Annotated in this window: 13 protein-coding genes and 3 tRNA genes; 5 read left to right on the top strand and 11 right to left on the bottom strand. The window is 51.5% G+C overall.

What is annotated here, in order from left to right; all coding sequences use genetic code 11:
* Nucleotides 1–54: 54 nt before the first annotated feature.
* Both nrdA and ubiG read right to left on the bottom strand, forming a co-directional pair.
* Nucleotides 55–2343: a class 1a ribonucleoside-diphosphate reductase subunit alpha gene (gene nrdA, locus IV04_RS05670; protein WP_037402374.1), complete on the bottom strand. Its 2289-nt coding sequence runs from the start codon at nt 2341–2343 to the stop codon at nt 55–57.
* A 429-nt stretch (nt 2344–2772) separates the two neighbouring features.
* Nucleotides 2773–3498 (bottom strand): bifunctional 2-polyprenyl-6-hydroxyphenol methylase/3-demethylubiquinol 3-O-methyltransferase UbiG, encoded by a 726-nt coding sequence (ubiG, locus tag IV04_RS05665; protein WP_037402371.1) that lies wholly within the window; start codon nt 3496–3498, stop codon nt 2773–2775.
* A gap of 178 nt (nt 3499–3676) precedes the next feature.
* Between ubiG and gyrA the strand changes: the two genes are divergently transcribed.
* On the top strand, nt 3677–6322 hold the full coding sequence (gene gyrA / locus IV04_RS05660; RefSeq protein WP_037402368.1) for a DNA topoisomerase (ATP-hydrolyzing) subunit A: 2646 nt from the start codon (nt 3677–3679) through the stop codon (nt 6320–6322).
* A gap of 193 nt (nt 6323–6515) precedes the next feature.
* The gene (rcsC, locus tag IV04_RS05655) at nt 6516–9389 is read left to right on the top strand and encodes a two-component system sensor histidine kinase RcsC (RefSeq protein WP_037402365.1); all 2874 of its coding nucleotides are present in this window, start codon (nt 6516–6518) and stop codon (nt 9387–9389) included.
* Nucleotides 9390–9445: 56 nt separating this feature from the next.
* Here rcsC and rcsB read toward each other — a convergent pair whose 3' ends face one another.
* The 3 genes from rcsB to IV04_RS05640 form a co-directional block, all read right to left on the bottom strand.
* The gene (gene rcsB / locus IV04_RS05650; RefSeq protein ID WP_025122830.1) at nt 9446–10096 is read right to left on the bottom strand and encodes a response regulator transcription factor RcsB; all 651 of its coding nucleotides are present in this window, start codon (nt 10094–10096) and stop codon (nt 9446–9448) included.
* The gene (rcsD, locus tag IV04_RS05645) at nt 10089–12794 is read right to left on the bottom strand and encodes a phosphotransferase RcsD (protein ID WP_037402361.1); all 2706 of its coding nucleotides are present in this window, start codon (nt 12792–12794) and stop codon (nt 10089–10091) included. Before rcsD ends, rcsB begins: the two co-directional genes overlap by 8 nt.
* 96 nt (nt 12795–12890) lie before the next feature.
* A complete protein-coding gene (locus tag IV04_RS05640) occupies nt 12891–14045 on the bottom strand; it encodes an MFS transporter (RefSeq protein ID WP_037402358.1) in 1155 nt (384 codons plus the stop codon).
* A gap of 264 nt (nt 14046–14309) precedes the next feature.
* Here IV04_RS05640 and IV04_RS05635 point away from each other — a divergent pair.
* Nucleotides 14310–14397 (top strand) — tRNA-Ser (locus IV04_RS05635).
* A 6-nt stretch (nt 14398–14403) separates the two neighbouring features.
* Nucleotides 14404–14479 (top strand) — tRNA-Thr (locus IV04_RS05630).
* Between the two features lie 181 nt (nt 14480–14660).
* On the opposite strand, the gene IV04_RS05625 is transcribed toward IV04_RS05630, so the two are convergent.
* The 4 genes from IV04_RS05625 to IV04_RS05610 form a co-directional block, all read right to left on the bottom strand.
* A complete protein-coding gene (locus IV04_RS05625; protein ID WP_037402356.1) occupies nt 14661–14903 on the bottom strand; it encodes a DinI family protein in 243 nt (80 codons plus the stop codon).
* Between the two features lie 310 nt (nt 14904–15213).
* Nucleotides 15214–15290 (bottom strand) — tRNA-Pro (locus tag IV04_RS05620).
* A gap of 77 nt (nt 15291–15367) precedes the next feature.
* Nucleotides 15368–17143, bottom strand: a complete 1776-nt coding sequence (gene yejM / locus IV04_RS05615) for an LPS biosynthesis-modulating metalloenzyme YejM (RefSeq protein WP_037402354.1) — start codon at nt 17141–17143, stop codon at nt 15368–15370.
* Nucleotides 17144–17152: 9 nt separating this feature from the next.
* Nucleotides 17153–17380, bottom strand: a complete 228-nt coding sequence (locus tag IV04_RS05610) for a YejL family protein (RefSeq protein WP_037402352.1) — start codon at nt 17378–17380, stop codon at nt 17153–17155.
* Nucleotides 17381–17588: 208 nt separating this feature from the next.
* Here IV04_RS05610 and yejK point away from each other — a divergent pair, with 208 nt between their 5' ends.
* The gene (gene yejK, locus IV04_RS05605) at nt 17589–18596 is read left to right on the top strand and encodes a nucleoid-associated protein YejK (RefSeq protein WP_037402350.1); all 1008 of its coding nucleotides are present in this window, start codon (nt 17589–17591) and stop codon (nt 18594–18596) included.
* Between the two features lie 79 nt (nt 18597–18675).
* Here the strand turns inward: yejK and rplY are convergent, their stop codons facing one another.
* Together rplY and IV04_RS05595 are read right to left on the bottom strand one after the other, a co-directional pair.
* A complete protein-coding gene (gene rplY, locus IV04_RS05600) occupies nt 18676–18960 on the bottom strand; it encodes a 50S ribosomal protein L25 (RefSeq protein WP_037402348.1) in 285 nt (94 codons plus the stop codon).
* 162 nt (nt 18961–19122) lie between these two features.
* A complete protein-coding gene (locus IV04_RS05595; protein ID WP_037402345.1) occupies nt 19123–20880 on the bottom strand; it encodes a DEAD/DEAH box helicase in 1758 nt (585 codons plus the stop codon).
* Nucleotides 20881–20883: the final 3 nt, after the last annotated feature.

The following is a 20883-nucleotide window of genomic DNA, read 5'->3' as shown; positions in this document are numbered from 1 at the left end:
AGTGCCGTGCTGAATTAAAGGGGCCAGAAGAAGCCTGGCCCGCTGTGTCAAACGTTAGATTTTGCAGGCGCCACTTTCGCAGTCGTCATCACTGCCTTGGGCGAGCTGCAGGTCTTCCTGCACATCATCTGCACCATCACGGGTGTTCTGATAATACAGCGTCTTCACGCCAAACTTGTAGGTCGTAAGCAGGTCTTTCAGCAACTGCTTCATCGGTACTTTGCCGCCCGGGAAACGGGTCGGATCGTAGTTGGTGTTGGCAGAGATCGACTGATCGATAAACTTCTGCATCAGGCCAACCAGTTGCAGGTAGCCATCGTTATTCGGCATTTCCCACAGCAGTTCGTAGTCGTTTTTCAAGCGCTCATACTCAGGTACTACCTGGCGCAGAATACCGTCTTTCGAGGCCTTGATACTGATATGGCCGCGTGGTGGCTCAATACCATTAGTGGCGTTGGAAATCTGCGAAGAGGTTTCCGACGGCATCAGGGCAGACAACGTAGAGTTGCGCAGGCCGGTTTCTTTAATCTCTTGGCGCAGGGTTTCCCAGTCGTAATGCAGCGGTTCGCTGCAGATAGCATCCAGATCTTTCTTGTAAGTGTCGATCGGCAGGATGCCCTTCGAGTAGGTGGTTTCATTAAACCACGGGCAAACGCCCTGTTCCTGTGCCAGACGGTTTGACGCTTTCAACAGGTAGTACTGGATAGCTTCAAAGGTTCTGTGAGTCAGGTTGTTGGCGCTGCCATCGGAATAACGCACGCCGTTCTTCGCCAGATAGTAAGCGTAGTTAATCACGCCGATACCCAGAGTACGACGGCCCATCGCGCCACGGTGAGCGGCTTTGATCGGGTAGTCCTGGTAATCCAGCAGCGCGTCGAGTGAGCGCACGGCCAGAGTGGCTAACTCCTCCAAATCATCCAGGCTATCGATAGCGCCCAGGTTGAAGGCGGAAAGCGTACAGAGCGCGATCTCACCGTTTTCGTCGTTCACATCATCCAGCGGCTTGGTCGGCAGAGCGATTTCCAGGCACAGGTTGGATTGGCGCACCGGGGCGACTTGCGGATCGAACGGGCTGTGGGTATTGCAGTGATCGACGTTCTGAATATAGATACGGCCAGTAGAAGCACGTTCTTGCATCATCAGTGAGAACAGCTCTACCGCTTTCACGCGCTGCTGGCGAATGCTGTCGTCTTTCTCGTAACGGGTATACAAGCGTTCGAATTCGTCCTGATCGGCGAAGAACGCGTCGTATAGCCCCGGCACGTCAGATGGGCTGAACAGGGTGATGTCTTCGTTCTTGATCAGGCGTTGGTACATCAGGCGGTTAAGCTGCACACCATAATCCATATGGCGCACGCGGTTGCCTTCGACACCACGGTTGTTTTTCAGCACCAGCAGGCTTTCGACTTCCAGATGCCACATCGGGTAGAACAACGTGGCAGCACCACCACGCACGCCGCCCTGAGAGCAGGATTTTACGGCGGTCTGGAAATGCTTGTAGAACGGAATGCAGCCGGTATGGAAAGCTTCTCCACCGCGAATCGGGCTACCCAACGCACGGATGCGGCCCGCGTTGATGCCGATCCCCGCACGTTGGGAAACGTATTTCACAATGGCGCTTGAGGTGGCATTAATCGAATCCAGGCTATCACCACATTCGATCAGCACACAGGAGCTGAACTGACGGGTTGGCGTACGCACGCCAGACATGATTGGCGTAGGCAGAGAAATTTTGAAGGTAGAAATGGCGTCATAGAAACGCTTTACATAATCCAGACGCGTGGCGCGCGGATAGCCAGAGAACAGGCAGGCGGCGACCAGAATATACAGGAACTGGGCGCTCTCGTAGATCTCACCGCTGACGCGGTTCTGCACCAGGTATTTCCCTTCCAACTGCTTGACTGCCGCGTAGGAGAAATTCATATCGCGCCAGTGGTCGATAAAGGCGTCCATCTGCTCGAACTCTTCAGCCGTGTAGTCTTCCAGCAGATGCTTATCGTATTTACCCATCTCGACCATGCGCACCACGTGAGCGTGCAGCTTCGGCGGCTCAAACTGGCCGTAAGCTTTTTTGCGCAGGTGGAAGATCGCCAAGCGCGCGGCCAGATACTGATAGTCTGGCGCATCGCGGGAGATCAGATCGGCAGCCGCTTTGATAATAGTTTCATGAATATCGGCGGTTTTGATGCCGTCGTAGAACTGAATATGTGAACGCAACTCTACTTGAGATACCGAGACGTTGTGTAAACCTTCTGCGGCCCAATCGATGACCCGGTGGATTTTGTCGAGATTGATGCGTTCTTTACGGCCATCGCGTTTAGTTACAAGTAGACTTTGGTTCATTTTTACCTGTCCGTATGATTCCCCTAAGCAGAAAGTGTAGTCACTTTGCTCAGTATGTAAACACTATATATAGGGGGTGGGTGTCGATGGGGTAACAAGATAGTGAGAAAACAGGGCGTTTGCAAGTGAACAAAACCGCCCGAATTTGTGGATAACTTGGGGGTGAAATGTTACTGCCTGTTCCAAGCGCGCACTGTGACTGGCCCGACAAGCTTGTCAATAAGCGGGATAAGATTTTACTGGAATCCAGAAATTGTGATCGTTTGCCGTTTTATTAAACGTTAGAAAAAAGTGGCATATTGATCTGACTTAATATTCTTAAAAACCCTTTACATCGTATTTTTTGAACGAAATCGATAAATTAGGTATTTATCTTAAGCCGGGATGTTACCGGAGCCAGCAACGCCAGCTCCGGTATGCTGTAAACGGTTAACCTTCGTGCTGAGTATGAACCATGTAATTCACATCAACGTTGTGGCCCAGTTTGAAATGGTCGGTAATCGGGTTGTAATGCAGGCCAATCATGTGCTGTTCACGCAGTGGGGTGTCATCCACCCAACCCATCAGCTCGGAAGGGCGGATAAACTTTTTGTGATCATGCGTGCCCTGAGGCACCATTTTGAGCACGTACTCTGCCCCGATCACCGCCATCAGCCAGGCTTTGGTATTGCGGTTAATGGTGGAGAAGAATACATGGCCGCCGGGTTTGACCAGATGTGCACAGGCGCGGACGACGGAAGCTGGGTCGGGAACGTGCTCAAGCAGTTCCATGCAGGTGACGATGTCGTACTGCTGCGGATGAGCCTGTGCATGGCTTTCTACCGTTTCCTGAACGTAGGTTACATTGATGCCGCTTTCCAGGGCATGCAGACGCGCCACCTGCAGCGGTTCTGCGCCCATATCCAGGCCGGTGACATTAGCCCCTTCACGCGCCATACTTTCTGCCAGAATGCCGCCGCCACAGCCGACATCAAGCACCGTTTTACCAAAAATGCCGTTTGCGCGTTGCATGATATAATTCAACCGCAGTGGATTAATTCGGTGCAGCGGTTTAAATTCACCTTCCAAATCCCACCAGCGCGAGGCTACAGCCTCAAACTTGGCGATCTCTTGGTGATCAACGTTTTGCACGTGGCGGGATGATTCTGCATTCATGGGCGTTATTAGCTCCTTGTTTTCTATTGTGCGGATTATACATGTTCCGGTGCAGTAGCCCCAATAACGCTAAGTTGCCGGGTATATTTTCCCGTAAAGCGCGCTTTGTGATATAGTTTCACCCCTTTGGCACTATGCCAGGGCAGATGAATCATTCAGTATGAGGGATAGCAGCTCCATGAGCGACCTTGCCAGAGAAATCACACCGGTAAATATCGAAGAAGAGCTGAAAAGCTCGTATCTGGATTATGCGATGTCCGTTATTGTCGGGCGTGCGCTGCCAGATGTTCGTGATGGACTGAAGCCGGTACACCGCCGCGTTCTGTACGCGATGAATGTATTGGGTAACGACTGGAATAAACCCTACAAGAAATCGGCCCGTGTCGTTGGGGACGTCATCGGTAAATACCACCCGCACGGTGACAGCGCGGTTTATGACACCATTGTCCGCATGGCCCAACCGTTTTCGCTGCGCTACATGTTGGTAGACGGCCAGGGTAACTTCGGTTCTGTCGATGGCGACTCCGCCGCGGCAATGCGTTACACCGAAGTACGCATGTCGAAAATTGCCCACGAACTGCTGGCGGATCTGGAAAAAGAAACCGTCGACTTCGTGCCAAACTACGACGGCACCGAGCAGATCCCGGCGGTGATGCCGACCAAGATCCCAAACCTGCTGGTCAACGGTTCATCCGGTATCGCTGTAGGTATGGCGACCAACATTCCACCGCATAACCTGTCTGAGGTTATCAGCGGTTGCCTGGCCTATATCGATGATGAAAACATCAGCATCGAAGGGCTGATGGAACACATTCCAGGCCCAGACTTCCCGACGGCGGCGATCATCAATGGTCGCCGTGGGATCGAAGAGGCTTATCGTACTGGCCGTGGCAAAGTGTATATCCGCGCCCGGGCCGAAGTGGAAGCCGACGCCAAAACTGGCCGCGAAACCATCATCGTGCATGAAATCCCGTATCAGGTGAACAAAGCGCGCCTGATCGAGAAAATTGCCGAGCTGGTGAAAGAAAAACGCGTTGAAGGCATTAGCGCGCTGCGTGACGAGTCTGACAAAGACGGCATGCGCATCGTGATTGAGGTCAAACGCGACGCGGTGGGCGAAGTGGTGCTGAACAACCTGTATTCGCTGACTCAGCTACAGGTGACTTTTGGTATCAACATGGTGGCGCTGCATCAGGGCCAGCCGAAACTGTTGAACCTGAAAGATATTCTGAAGGCGTTTGTACGCCATCGCCGCGAAGTGGTTACCCGCCGTACCATTTTCGAACTGCGTAAGGCTCGCGATCGTGCGCATATCCTTGAGGCGTTGGCGATTGCGTTGGCCAACATTGATCCGATTATCGAGCTGATCCGCCGCGCGCCAACCCCAGCCGAAGCAAAAGTTGCGCTGATTGCGCAGCCTTGGGAACTGGGTAACGTGGCCGCCATGCTGGAGCGTGCCGGTGACGATGCTGCGCGCCCGGAATGGTTGGAGCCGGAGTTCGGTATCCGTGATGGCAGATACTACCTGACCGAGCAGCAGGCTCAGGCGATTCTGGATCTGCGCCTGCAGAAACTGACCGGCCTGGAACATGAAAAGCTGCTGGACGAATATAAAGAGCTGCTGAACGTGATCGCTGGGCTGATCTTTATTCTGGAAAACCCGGATCGTCTGATGGAAGTGATTCGCGAAGAGCTGGAAGCGGTTCGCGATCAGTTCGGTGATAATCGCCGCACCGAAATCACAGCCAACACGTCTGATATCAATATTGAAGATCTGATCAACCAGGAAGATGTGGTGGTCACGCTGTCGCATCAGGGCTACGTGAAATACCAGCCGCTGACCGACTATGAAGCACAGCGCCGTGGTGGTAAAGGCAAGTCCGCCGCGCGGATTAAAGAAGAAGACTTTATCGATCGTCTGCTGGTGGCCAACACCCACGATACCATCCTGTGCTTCTCCAGCCGTGGTCGCTTGTACTGGATGAAGGTGTATCAATTGCCTGAAGCCAGCCGTGGCGCGCGTGGTCGGCCAATCGTCAACCTGTTGCCGCTGGAAGCTAACGAGCGTATTACCGCTATTCTGCCAGTACGCGAGTATGAAGAAGGTCGCCACGTGTTTATGGCCACCGCCAGCGGCACCGTGAAGAAAACCGCGCTGGTCGAATTCAGCCGTCCGCGCAGTGCGGGGATTATCGCCGTTAACCTCAACGAAGGTGACGAACTGATCGGTGTGGATCTGACCGATGGCAGCAACGAAGTCATGCTGTTCTCTTCCAACGGTAAAGTGGTGCGTTTCCCTGAGGAGCAGGTGCGCTCAATGGGCCGTACAGCCACCGGTGTTCGTGGGATCAATCTGGCCGAAGGCAGCTGCGTGGTGTCTCTGATTATTCCACGTGGTGAAGGTGACATCCTGACGGTGACCCAGAACGGTTACGGTAAACGCACTGCGGTTACTGAGTACCCGACCAAGTCACGTGCAACTCAAGGCGTTATCTCGATCAAAGTGAGCGAGCGTAATGGCCCGGTGGTAGGTGCTGTACAGGTAGAGACTACCGATCAGATCATGATGATCACCGATGCCGGTACGTTGGTGCGCACGCGTGTCGCGGAAGTCAGCGTGGTTGGCCGTAATACTCAGGGCGTAACGCTGATCCGTACTGCTGAAGGCGAGAATGTGGTTGGCTTGCAGCGTGTCGCTGAACCGGTAGAGGATGAGGAGTTGGACAGCCTCGAGCCGGGCGTGGCGGAAGCGGAAGAAGAGAGTGCGCCGCTTGATGACGGTGACGACATCACGCCTGATGACGTAGATGATGAAAACGCATAAGGCTTGCCGTAGATAGCGGTGATCCCGTTATCGATGGTGAAACAAAGGGCTTGGCAGCGATGCTAGGCCCTTTTTCAGTTATATGGTTTAATTGCCGATATATGATTCCAGCGGTGTTTCCTTGAAGTATGACGGGTATAGTCATTTTGGCGATGAACACGCGCGTTACCACTCATCTTGATATGGTACCCGATTGACATATTTAGCCTCTTTCCGCACCACTTTAAAGATTTCCCGTTATCTTTTCCGGGTACTGGCGCTCATGCTGTGGTCGTTGGGTGCGCTGCTGACTATGTTCTATATTCTGGATATTTTGCACGAGAAAGAGTCGGATATTCGGCAGGAGTTTAACCTCAACTTCGATCAGGCTCAGGGATATTTTCGCCATTCTTCTGACATCATTCGTGATATCAAATATATGGCGGAGAACCATCTCAATCTTTCGGCTGGCAACCGGGATGTGTTGATTGATGAGGTTGATGCTAAAAAAGCCTCGTTAAAGTTTATACCGCTTTACCCCGAATCCAATTGTGAGCTCAGTAGTGTTGATCATGAGTCTCTCTCCTCGCTGAACAGCCAACTCCAATACTGGAAAGAAAACTTTGTTGCTGCCTATGATTTCAACCGGGTTTTTTTCATTGGCGGTGAAAGCCTGTGCTTGGCAGAATTTGGTAGCAACAGTAGCAGTATGGCTGATCGGCCAAATGTCCTGAAATCTCTGCATGAGCAGATTCTGAAGTACCGTAGTGCCAGCAACCCCGATAAGAGCAACGATCTCTACTGGATTAACCCCAGCACTCAACGACCTGACGTTGGCTATTTGTATGTAATGACACCGGTCTATATTGGCAACAAGCTGCAAGCGTTGCTGGGGATTGAGCAAGTTATTCGTTTGGAAGACTTTGTCACTTCTGGCAGCCTGCCGGTTGGCGTCACGTTGCTGGACGATAACAATGAACCGGTGTTGCGCCTGACCAATGGCGAGCGTTATGCATCCTCACTCGCGATGTATCCACAGGCTCATGCATATTTTGGCTATGTTGATAGCTATCACGATCTGATCATGAAAAAGGCATTGGCACCTTCATCGCTCAGTATTGTGTATTCACTGCCAGTGAAGAGCGTCGCGGAGCGTTTTAAAGTATTGATCCTCAATGCTGTGCTGCTAAACCTTTTGTCGGCATTTGTGTTGTTCAGCCTGGCGTGGTTGTTTGAGCGCAAAATGTTCCTGCCCGCAGAGGAGAATGCTTTCCGTTTGGAGGAGCATGAACAGTTCAACCGCAAGATCGTGGCCTCTGCTCCGGTAGGGATCTGTATTTTGCGTATCAGCGACGGCAGCAATATTCTGAGTAATGAACTGGCACACAACTATATCAACCTGTTGACCCACGAAGACCGTGAACGCATTACGCGCATTATTTGTGGGCAGCAGGTTAATTTTGTTGATGTAATGACCAGTAATAACAATAACTTGCAAATCAGCTTTGTGCATTCCCGCTATCGCAACGAAGACGTGGCGATCTGTGTGCTGGTGGATGTGAGTGCCCGCGTGAAGATGGAGGAGTCGTTGCAGGAGATGGCGGCAGCGGCAGAGCAGGCCAGCCAGTCCAAGTCGATGTTCCTGGCCACCGTCAGCCATGAACTGCGCACCCCGCTGTACGGCATTATCGGTAACCTGGATTTGCTACAAACCAAGGAGCTACCATCTGGGGTAGAGCGCTTGGTGAATGCGATGAACAACTCATCGGGGCTGTTGCTGAAGATCATCAGCGACATCCTGGATTTCTCCAAGATTGAGTCTGAGCAGTTAAAAATTGAACCGCGCGAATTCTCTTGCCTGGAAGTGATCACGCATATTGCAGGTAACTATTTACCGCTGGTGGTGAAGAAACACCTCGGGCTGTACTGTTTTATCGAACGCAATGTTCCTGAGCGCATTAATGGTGATCCGGTGCGTTTGCAGCAGGTTTTATCCAATCTGCTGAGTAATGCGATCAAGTTTACCGACACCGGTTGCATCACTTTGCAGGTTCGCACCTGCAACAACTACCTGGAGTTCAGCGTGCGGGATACCGGGGTGGGCATCCCAGTGAAAGAAATCCCTCGTCTGTTTGATCCCTTTTTCCAGGTTGGCAGTGGAGTGCAGCGTCATTTCCAGGGCACTGGGTTGGGGTTGGCGATTTGTGAGAAGCTGGTCAACCTGATGGACGGCGATATTGCCGTAGAGTCTGAGCCGGGGCTTGGCAGCATGTTCAACATCCGTATTCCCTTGTTTGGCGCGCAATTCCCGCAGCCGCAGGCTAGCGATACCTGGTTGGGGAAAACCCTGTGGTTGCAGATCCGCAACCAACGGCTGGAAAGTTATCTGCTGAGCATGCTTGAGGGATATGGTGCCAGCATTTTGCGCTATGAAGGGCAAGATACGGCTTCGGGTGATGTGCTGCTCAGTGACCATCCATTGCAAATAGCGACGCCGTTGCTGGCGCAAATTGAATTCTCTATCGCGCATATCGGGCCTCCACTGGAAACTCGCCCAGGATACTGGATGCATAGCACCTCGATGTCGCGGGATAGCATTGTGGTGTTGAATCGCCTGTTTGGCGTTGATATCGAATACCCAAAACCCTTGGTGCCACTGTCATTATCCGCGAAAGTCTGTGAGGTGGATAACGGAGATATCCTGTTACTGGTTGTAGACGATCATCCAATCAACCGTCGTTTGTTATCGGATCAGTTGACTTCGCTGGGTTATCAGGTGATTACCGCTAACGATGGGGTCGATGCGTTGGGTGTATTGAATCACAACAGGGTTGATATCGTGCTGACGGATGTAAACATGCCAAATATGGATGGTTATCGTTTAACCCAGCGCCTGCGGCAACAGTATTTTATTGCGCCAGTGATTGGTGTGACGGCTAACGCTTTAGCCGAAGAGAAACAGCGCTGTATTGAAGCTGGAATGGACGACTGCCTGGCGAAGCCGGTAACGCTGGAAACGCTTAATCAGACCTTGTCCTACTACAGCCAGCAGGTGCGGCAGCAAAGGCTTGAAGTAGAAGAAACATAAAAAACAAAAGGGCGCATGATTATCAATGCGCCCTTTAACGTTCACTCTCAAGAAACTTAGTCTTTATCCAACTGCGTCATGCTGACGGATGAGAGATAGTTAAGCAGGGCAATGTCATTATCAACGCCCAGCTTCATCATCGCCGATTTCTTCTGGCTACTGATGGTTTTAATGCTGCGGTTCAGCTTTTTGGCGATCTCGGTCACCAAGAAACCTTCGGCAAACAGCCGCAATACTTCACTCTCTTTTGGCGAAAGACGTTTGTCACCGTAGCCACTGGCGTTAATTTTCTCCAGCAGTTTGGAAACGCTCTCTGGCGTAAATTTCTTGCCTTTCTGCAATGCAGCCAGAGCCTTAGGCAGATCGGTCGGCGCGCCTTGCTTCAGCACGATACCTTCGATGTCTAAATCCAACACGGCACTGAGAATTGCCGGGTTATTGTTCATGGTCAGAACAATGATCGACAATTGCGGATAATGGCGTTTGATATATTTAATTAGCGTGATGCCGTCGCCATATTTATCGCCAGGCATGGAGAGATCTGTGATCAGGACGTTGGCATCCAGCTTGGACAGATTGTTAATCAGTGCTGTCGAGTCTTCAAACTCCCCAACGACATTCACCCATTCAATTTGCTCAAGTGACTTCCGGATGCCAAACAGTACGATAGGATGGTCATCAGCAATAATTACGTTCAGGTTATTCATGTTGTTGGCTACCTTGCTGCAGCAGTCTACTGATGAAAAAATCAATCTGACTGATGTTATTCTCGATCTTAAGCGCATCACCGTCCGCGATGTGCTGTTCTAACGATTCACACAATTGCTTGCCGGGAAGCAGATTTAACATAGCAAACACGCCTTTCAGGCGGTGTGCGGTTTGGGCTAACGAAGCAAAATCACTGCTGTCCGCCTCAGTATACAGTTTTTTGACATCATCGGGTACTGTATCGATAAACAAACTATAGTAATCGCTTGATTTCAATTGTTTTTCATAGTGTTGGATATCTGCGCTCCGCAAAGATAGCGGGTTTTCCTCCGGATCCAGCTCGGCCATCTGCTGTTCCATCAACATCAGTATAGCGTCAATCATCGCGCTACCAAGATTGTAGTTGACCCGGATGTAATGTTTGTCGAGCCGTTGCCAGCCTGTTTCATCACTGGCTAGCAGCAACGTATAGTTATCGGCACGCTGCGGGTTATCGGTGAGCAGCACATCATAATTACGCTGGCTCTGCTGTTCTTCGGCAATGAGGCAATCAGCACCGTAAGCATTCAGCAGGCGGGTGACAATGCTGCGAACTTCTTCTGAGGTGATATCTAACAGTGCCGTTACCCCATCCAGCAATTTTTCCTGGGCCTCTTCCGCCTGCTCATTCTCTTGCATCTTCAAGGTGACGCGGATGGTATAACGCGTACCGATGTCGATTTTGCTGTGAATATCCAACTTACCATTCAGCTTTTTACACAGTTGATTGCACAAGAAGAAGGTCAATCCTGAACCTTGGTTGAAGCGATCGGACAGCGTCTGGCTGAGGAAAGGGTAAGTCAGATTGCTGATTTCTTCATTGGAAATCCCCGAACCTGTGTCGTTGATATGGAATACCAGGTGGTCAGGGCGATCGGCCTCATGTTGGGCAATCAGCGTAATTTTGCCGCAGGCGGTAGTGATAATAGCGTAGTGCATCAGCAACGAAATGATTTTGCGCAGAGCCTGGATATCGCCGATGTATTGCTGGTTGACATCCAACTGGAAATGGCTGAACAACGCCAATCCTTTATGATTGAGCGCTGGCAGGGCATTTTGCAACAGCTCATCTATCAAGGCCAATGGGCTGAAGGGCTGTGGGTTAGGCTGCCATTCCTGAGTTTCTAACCGGGTGAGCAAGGTGATATTTTCGATCAGGTTCAGTACTGACGACGACGCCAGACTGAGCTGGCTGAGCAGTAGCTGCTGCTGTTCTTGGTCTGCTGGCGTCTGCAGGTGTTCGGCCAGATCGTGTATCTGTTGCACGGGCTGATTGAGTTCGATACCCAGATTATGCAGCATCAGCTTGCGTGCTTGGACATTCTTGTCGTATTCGCGGCGGGCCAACTGCAACCTTTTGTTCACCATGACTTCTTTGTCCTGATCGTTTAACAGGAACAGATAGGTTTCTGGCGACAATTGGCTGGGGAAAATCCGAATCTCATACACCTCGTTATTCACCGTGACCTGAATCACCCCATGGTGCTGCTCTGCCATATGCGCGACTTTTTGCAGGCTGAGGTGCGGCAGCAGGTGCTCGGCGATTTTGTTGCTGGCAATCATGCTGCTGCTGGAGAAGTCATACACGAGCAACCCTAAAGGGAGGTGGGCGACAATTTCCTGATTCAAGGCCCGCACCTCTTCCAATTCAACGGCCATACTCTCGCTAGGCCGAATGTACTGTTGGCGGATAAAATAAATGCCCATCATCGATAGCGCCATCAACAGTAGATTCACCCCCAGCAACCAGATGTTGTTGCGTAGCAGGTCAATGGCCAGATTGATGGCAGAAACGCGGTAAACCAGTTTTAGTGGCGCGTTAGGCAGGGTAACGCTGAATTCGACCCAACTGCCTTTCAACATGGCGTTGGCATTGGTCACTGTTTCATTGGTCACTGCGCTTTCATCTATATCGCCATCATCAGGTAACAGCAGAAAGTTGGAGCGAGTCATATGGGTAGGAATAATGTCGCTAATCGGCAGATCAAACGCGATTACCGTAGCCAGATGCCCCGGTTGATTGAAGGTCGTGCGGATCGAAAATGAGTAAGAATTTTGAAAACGTTGCTTGCGCAGGCCGGAAAAGCTTTCGCGCTCGTCCAGCATATTGGCTTGCTGCAGCATTTCTGCCCGACGCTCAGAGGCTAACGTGGTTAGGTAACTCTCTTTCAGGCGTGAAGTCAGTTCTTTCAGCGATTGGGTTGTTACCAGGCTCAGGCTGTTATCCTGTCCGTTCAGGTAGTACATGGTATAAATTTCGTTCTTTGCGCCCCAGCGGATATCCAGAAAGCTAGAAATATTGACGATCATTGCCAACGTGTTGATATCGTGGTTGCCAAAAATCACTGCGTCGGTTTTTTTGCGCGGTTTTTCAACGTAGTAAATGTCTGGGTGCAGACGAACTGCCTGCAGATTCTCGGTGGGGTGCGCTACTGTGTTGCCGAATCTGTCGTAGATCTGGTAAGTGATATACCGGTAGTTATCAATCCGCTTTTGCAGGGTATTCGCGATGGTGTTGACGGAATACTTTTTTTCCGTCAAATAAGCATTGGTGTAGTTGTAGCCATACAGACCAAGAGCTATAACCAGCAGCACGATGAATAGCCAGAAACAGCGGGTGATGTAGCTGGAACTGATAGTCAGTCGTTTATTTTGCATTATACCCTTTGTCCTTGAGGCTGCAGTGAGTTAGCGGTGCGTGCTGCCTACCTGCAACGCTAAGTACTTCCGATATCTAGGCAGCCCATGTCTGAATTAGCGAGTGACCGCTTTAGCGCTCGCAGTAACAACCAGCAACAAAGCGGCGACGCAGGCCAGGGCAAACGTCAGGCTGGAAAGCTGGGCGATAAAGCCGATTAGCGCAGGCCCTGCGAGGATACCGGCATAACCGACGGTGGTCACCGAAGCGATCGCCAGATTGGCGGGCATGGCCTGTTGGTTCCCGGCTGCGGTAAACAAGATAGGGACCACGTTGGAAGCACCAATGCCGACCAGCATAAAGCCAAACAGCGCGGTAATCACGTTGTCGATGGCGATGGCCAGCGCTAACCCGAGGGCTGCACACAGGCTGCCGAGTAACAGCACTTTGTATCTTCCCATCGCATTGACTATCCGGTCACCATTCAGCCTGCCGAGCGTCATAGTGATGGAGAACAGAGCATATCCCAAGCCCGCTTGGCTATGATCCATCCCACGTAATGTGCTCAGGAACAGCGCGCTCCAATCAAGCATCGAGCCTTCAGCCAGAAACATAATAAAGCACAGTACACCAATGAACATCACCCAGCCACGCGGCAGTACAAACATCGGGCCATCGGCATCCCCGCCGTTTTCTCGCAGCAGGTTTTTACTGGCGATTGCAAGTAACGCTAAAATCATCACGACGGCAATCAGCGTGGCTTGAAGCGGGCCGAACCCTATCCATAATAACGCACTGACGCCGCCTGCTCCCACAATACCGCCGACGCTGAAAAACCCGTGAAAACCGGACATCATGGCTCGCCCGCTGGCGCGTTCAACAATTACTGCCTGTATATTCATCGCCACATCAATCATGCCGATTGCAGCACCAAACAGTAACAATGCCAAGGCCATTCCTGCGGTTGAATCCATGATGACGAGCAGCGGTAAGTCGATGCAAAGCACAATACCCGCCAGCAGGATCACCGGTCTACAACCGAACTTGCCGGTCAACAGGCCCGTCAGCGGCATCGCCAGCATTGAACCGGCACCAATGCACAGCAACAGTAAGCCTAATGAACCGTCATCAATATTGATGCGCGTTTTGGCAAAAGGCACCAAAGGCGCCCAGGCGGCCATACCAAGGCCAGCGATAAAAAATGCCAAACGGGTGGCGACCTGCTCAGGGACACCAGGCTTGCGTTGTTCACTGCACAAAGTGGAAGTCATGTGGGTATCGGAGTCGATTTTGCATAAGTGGCTCAAATGGACCCTGTTTTTATCACAATCTGCGATCGGGGTCGAAAGGATTTACGTGTTTATCATCAGCATTTTTCATCACCACGCGTTGCTTAAAAGAACCCCACTTTCTCGCGGCGTTTTATTTTTTAATCACTAGTGGTCTGAAATTTAAGCAAGTGAACATTTCTCCGTATTTTTTTGCACAGTAACGGTAGACATTTCATAACGGTATCGTTAATATCTGCGCCCATTGGAAGGATGGCCGAGTGGTTTAAGGCAACGGTCTTGAAAACCGTCGACGGGCGACTGTCCCAGAGTTCGAATCTCTGTCCTTCCGCCAAATTTAGCCGGCTTAGCTCAGTAGGTAGAGCAACTGACTTGTAATCAGTAGGTCACCAGTTCGATTCCGGTAGCCGGCACCATAATTAGATATACAGACGCTTATAGCGTCCATTAAACCCAACAATCTTACCGGTTGTTGGGTTTTTTGTTGGTGATTGGCTTTACCCTGAAACTTAAATGTTTCCCTTCATTATTGTTAACAACAGAGCGGAGGGTGCAGATTACGCCGGTTGGTTGAACCGGCGCAGGATAATGCCAAGGTTAAATGTCATTGGCCAACCATTGATCGGCTTCCTCGAACATCTCCTCTAACAGACGGTTTAATTTCTCTCTGTCACTTTTGCTGGCGTCTGAGTTCAGAGCGTTAGCCTGCATGGGTTTTACTTTCACCTCGGCGTCAGGAAACAGACGGTGCACGCGCTTTGTCAACTCGGCCTTAATGATTTCATCAGCTCTTGGAATGCCAGTAACGTTGCGCTTATCAAACACTAATTCAACGAACATCGTTAAAACCTTAAAATAACTGTTTATGTATACAGTTATTTTGACCGAGAGCCAGGGGATTGTGCAAGTAAAAGATGAGGAAAATCTCGAAGTCGAAACTGCGTAGCAGACAGCACCAGAGACAGAACGGTAAGTTGTTGCACGGGAAGGTGGTGGCAAGCTGGCGCCAGACGAAACCAGGGAGTAAACCTTAGCGCGCTCCCGGTGATTTTCGTCGGGAGTTTTACCAGAGTTTTACCATTATTTTACCATGTTAAAAATTCAGGCATAAAAAAACCAACCGTAACAGGTTGGTTTCTCTATAAAAAGTTGGTCGGCATGAGAGGATTCGAACCTCCGACCCCCGACACCCCATGACGGTGCGCTACCAGGCTGCGCTACATGCCGACGCAGTGGCACCTATACTACCGTTTCCCGTTGTGAATTCAAGATGACTTATCGCCGATTGCTTTAGATTTAAGCAGTTAGTTGACAATAAAGCGTTTAACGTCGGTCAGCACCTGTAATAACAGTGATAACTGAGGTTTTTCATCTTTTATCTCTTTATCGTTCTGATCATACGCGTGATAACTGCCGTTGCTATCTAATGTCAGCGTTTGTGCCGGGGTAGTGATCACCAGCAGGCTCCGGTTACCGGTAGCAAGCCAATTATTCTTCCGCCGGGCGGCAAACAGGTCTTCACCTTGCGAGTAATCGTTCGCAGCGGTGCTGACGTGTAGCAGGCGCTGCATCAGTGTGCGCATTACATCGTTGTGGCTGGTCAGTTTATCGATAGTTTGTGCGGGCGTTCCAGGCCAGTGAACGATCAGCGGCACCTGAAGTTGGTTGCGGTTGAAACGGGTACCAGCCCCCCAGTCTCCGTTGCCGGTATCGTTGAATTCCACACCGTGCTCTGCTGTTATCACCACAACGGTATTATCCAGCATCGCTCTTTCTTTCAACGTCGCCAGCACTTGGGCGATCTGGGCATCGACATCTTGCGCACCAGCACGATACCGCTGGATAAAGGCATCTGGTTTATCACTATTCTTCTGCAGTTCGGCCCCACGGAAATTGATGTAAGAGAACCAAGGGGTACTATGATTTTGCTCGGCCAGCCAGCGTTGCCACTGTTGGGTGGTGACTGCATCGTTTTGCACTGTAGGGGCAGGCAGTGAGAAATCACTCAACAGCGCCTGGCGATACAGCGCGGCCTCGAATCCATCTGAAGAAAACAGACCAAATTGATAACCTTGAGCGCTCAGTCCATTAATCAGGGCTGAAGGTTTTCGTCCAGCCAGAATGCTATCCAGATGGGTAGGAGAAATACCGTAGAACAGGCCAAAAAGGCCGCTGTCAGCCTGGTTACCGGAGCTGTAATGATTGCTGAAACGGATATTTTCCTGCGCAAAATGGGTCAGGGCGGGCATGTCCTGCTCAATATCTGCCGTACGGATGCCGCTGACCACAATCATCAACAGGTTATAACCGCTCCCTTTATCACGGTAGCTCAACGGGCTGAGCGGATATTCTATGGCTGCGGCTTCAGGGCTACCCTGTTGCATCAGGCGGCGCTCGTACTCCTCCTGATTCAGCAAGCCGTGTTTTTCCAGGAACTTACGCGCAGTCATTGGGTAAGAGAGCGGTAAGTTGGCACGTTGCATGGTGATTGGGCGATAGAAATTAGCATCTGCCCAAATGTAGATCAGATGCGAAGCAAAAAACGAGCAGATAAACAACGCGGCCAGCGGCTTGCCAAAGCTACGCCGGTTAAGGCTGCGCAGTTTCTGCCAGCTCCAGGTGGCAAACAGCATTTGAATCAGGAAGATCACTGGCACGCAGATAAACATCAATTGCCAGTCGCGCGCCAATTCACTCTGATCGGGGTTGATCACCAGTTCCCACACCACCGGGTTAAGATGCAGGTGGAAATGGGCAAAGACTGCGCTGTCGACCAACAGGAAGGTAAGCCCGGCGGTGGCCAGCGCGGCAGAAATAAATCGCAGCAGGCGCTGCGACATCACCACAAAGGTGAGGGGGAAGATAATCAGCAGGTAGGCAGCAAAGACAATAAAGCTGAAATGCCCAATCAGGCTGACTAACGCATAGATGCGCCCAAACAGTGAGGACGGCCAGTCGGCAACAAACAGGTAGCGGCTGCCCAACCCGAGACTGAGCAGGATATTGAATAAGGTGAACCAGTGCCCCCAACTGATCATCTGGGAGACTTTTTCACGATAACGCTGACGGTTTGTCACCATAAATAATTATTAATGCGCTTTGTCTTCACGGACCGAAGCTTGCAGAGCTTCAGCAAAGGATCTCGCCAGTGTCTTCCGCTGTGCGGGAGCAATACTGGTGTTGATCAGGTTGGTGACCATATTACCCAATACCATCAAAGAGAGATCGGTGGGAGTATGGTGTTTTTCGAGAACATTGACCAGTTCAGAAAGCAATTGTTCAACGTGTTCGTCACTGTAACGCGATGATTGTGGCATAAAGATTGTGCTCAAGGCCTGACAAAGTCCAATATCTTACCGTATAGGGCTGTGTTTTTCCGCTATTTTATATAGCCTTCTCGCGTAGAGTGACAGGAAAGTTGATTTGTGCGAACAGGCTCCAGGCATCTTGAAATCCATTGGGTACTGGTTGCAGGGCGAGGCCTTCAGTGCTTGAATACGCGCTCAAAGAACAGGAGGATTTATCATGAGTCTGGATATCGACCAGATTGCGTTGCACCAATTAATAAAACGCGACGAACAAACGTTGGATGTGGTGCTGCGCGATTCCCTTCTCCCCACCAATGCGGCGGTGGAAGAGATGATGGCAGAGCTGCACCGCGTTTACAGCGCCAAGAGCAAGGCTTATGGCCTGTTCAACGAAGAGAGTGAACTGGCGGATGCGTTGCGTACCTGCCGCAAGGGCGATGAAGACTTCCTGGCGTTTAGCCGTGCCGCAACTGGCCGCTTGCGTGACGAACTGGCCAAATACCCGTTTGCTGCTGGCGGCGTGGTGTTATTTGGTCAGTACCGCTTCTTGGCCGTGGAGTATCTGCTGATTGCCGTGCTGAATAGTTGCAACAGTATGCGCGTTAATGAAGAGCTGGATATCAGCACGACGCATTATCTGGATATTAACCATGCGGATATTGTGGCGCGTATTGATTTGACCGAATGGGAAACTAACCCGCAATCGATGCGTTACCTGACCTTCCTCAGGGGCCGCGTAGGCCGCAAAGTTTCTGATTTCTTTATGGACTTCCTCGGGGCAGCCGAGGGTCTGGATACCAAGGCGCAAAACCGTGGCTTATTGCAGGCGGTTGACGATTACTGTGCTGATGCGCAGTTGGAGAAGAACGAACGCCAGTCGGTGCGTCAGCAGGTTTACAGTTACTGTAATGAGCAGTTGCAGGCGGGGGAGGAAATTGAGCTGCAGGCGTTATCAAAAGAGCTTGCTCCCGTGGGGGAAAAAGATTTCCTGCAGTTTTCCAGCGAACAGGGTTATCAACTGGAAGAGAGTTTCCCGGCAGATCGCGGTACGTTGCGTCAACTGACCAAGTTTGCTGGTAGCGGGGGCGGTATTAGCCTGAATTTTGATGCGATGCTGCTCGGTGAGCGCATTTTCTGGGATCCGGCCACCGATACGCTGACCATCCGTGGCACGCCGCCAAACCTGCGCGATCAGCTGCAACGCCGCTCTGGCAGTGGCAAATAAGCTGAATCAGAGCCAATAAAAAACGCCGCAATTGCGGCGTTTTCTACTTCGGCGTCCCGAAAGATCGATAACGTGGCGATTAAACGCGAACGAAGTCGATGTGAGCCAGTTTTGGCTTGAACGGGTGACGCTGTACAGCCTGAACCTTAACTTTGGTTTCTTTACCGTCGATAACCAGAGTTACTGCTTCGCTGTAGAATTCTGGTTTAGCTTCCATGTTCTTTACAGAGTCATGGTCTAATTCGATGGAAACTGCAGCTTCCTTGCCACCGTAAACGATAGCTGGGAATTTGTTTGCTGCACGCAGGCGGCGGCTCGCACCCTTACCCTGGTCTTTGCGTACTTGTACGTTGATAGTGAACATTGTTTTTTCTCTCGAAAGAAAATTTACCCTGCTACAGGCGACCCAGTAACAGGCTCGATAACCTGCTTTTGCACCGGGTAAACCCAGGCAAAGCGGGCGGCATTCTAACGGAAAGCCGTTCTGCGGGCAACGAAAACCTGCCGCAAGTGCGTGCTATTGCCTTTAATACAGTTGATTAGCGCGGCGGAAGCGGCCCTGATAATCAAAAACCTTTTCGCGAATCTGCCAGAATTGGCCGCGCTTACGTGCCACCACAAAGTCTGGATGGCGTAACAGCGCCTGCTGCGCTAAGACATCGGTCGCATTTTGCCACTGGAGAGGGATACCGGGGGCGCGCTGGTGTGGCCGCAGGAACAGCATTTCAAACGCTTTGCGTTGAGCTGGCGTTTGCAGGCGAAAACGCTCGCTGGTGCTGGTGCCGTCTTCATCATAATAAGTGGCTTTGAGCCATTCCCCTTTGTCATCCTGGCCGCTTTGTAACTCCATACCGCCACAGCGCAGTACCAGTGCGTCTTTCAGTTTCAGCGCCGCTTTCAACATATCATCGGGATCGACCAGCACTTCCTGGCACTGGTGGCAGCGGCGGGCGGCGATATCATTCTCTGCCCCACAATGTGGGCAACTTTTGAAGCGGAAGCGGTAATCACATTGTTCACGATTGCCAGCGTCGTCTTCCAGCCACCCCTGGCAACGTCGGCCATAGTGTTCGATGATGTCACCGCTTTCGGTGCATTTGCCCCAGAACAGGTTGGCAAAGCCGCAGGCAGGGCAAAATACCTGCACCGGTTGGCTGCCTGCATGTGGTCTGCTTCCCCCCACTTCTGGGGTGAACAGATCGTGTGGGTTACCGGCATAATCAAGAATCAAACAATCCTGTTTGCCGGGGGATAATCGTAACCCACGCCCGACGATCTGCTGATACAGGCTGACGGACTCCGTTGGCCGCAGGATGGCGATCAGATCGACATGCGGGGCGTCGAACCCGGTAGTCAGTACCGCCACGTTAACCAGATAGCGCAGTTGTTGCTGCTTGAAGGCGGCGATCAGAGCATCGCGCTCGGTTGCTGGCGTTTCGGCGCTCACCAGAGCCGCTGCGCCTGTGGGCAACAGGCCGTGGATTTCGCGGGCGTGCTCTACCGTTGAAGCAAATATCATCACGCCTTTGCGCGTTTCAGCATATTCAATAATCTGGCTGATAATATGCGGCGTGATGCGGTACTGTTTTTTCAGCTCACGGTTAAGATCCACTTCGCTGAACAAACCGTTGCTTCTGGCCTCGAGTCGGCTGAAGTCATATTGCACGATCGGCATATCCAAACGCTCGGGCGGAACCAGGTAGCCATGCTTGATCATGTAACGCAGCGGCAGTTCATAAATACAGTCGCGGAATAGGCTGCTGCTGTCGTCGCGAGTAAACCCGTGGTAGTGGAACTGATAAATCCAGCCTTTGCCTAGCCGATAAGGCGTGGCCGTGAGGCCAAGCAGGCGTAATTGTGGGTTGGATTTTTGCAGATGCTGAATAATTTGCTGATACTGGCTGTCATCATCGTCACTGATACGGTGGCATTCATCGATGATCAGCAGTGAAAATGCACCATCAAACAGCGGCAGATTACGGGCCACCGACTGCACGCTGCCAAATACCACTTTGCCACTGCTCTCTTTTTGTTGCAGCCCAGCGGCAAAAATATCCGCTTCCAGCCCGTAAGCACAGTACTTGGCATGGTTTTGCGCCACCAATTCTTTGACGTGTGCCAGCACTAGTACCCGGCCACGGGCACGTTTAGCCAGCTCGGCGATCACCAGGCTTTTGCCTGCGCCGGTTGGCAGCACAATTAACGCAGGCTCAGGGTGTTGACGGAAATGCTGGATGGTGGCTTCAACCGCCTCCAACTGATAGGGGCGCAGGGTAAATGCCATGAG

This window comes from Serratia sp. Ag1 (genome assembly GCF_000743355.1).
Lineage (GTDB): Bacteria > Pseudomonadota > Gammaproteobacteria > Enterobacterales > Enterobacteriaceae > Chania.
This window is presented reverse-complemented; position numbering and strand designations above follow the sequence as displayed.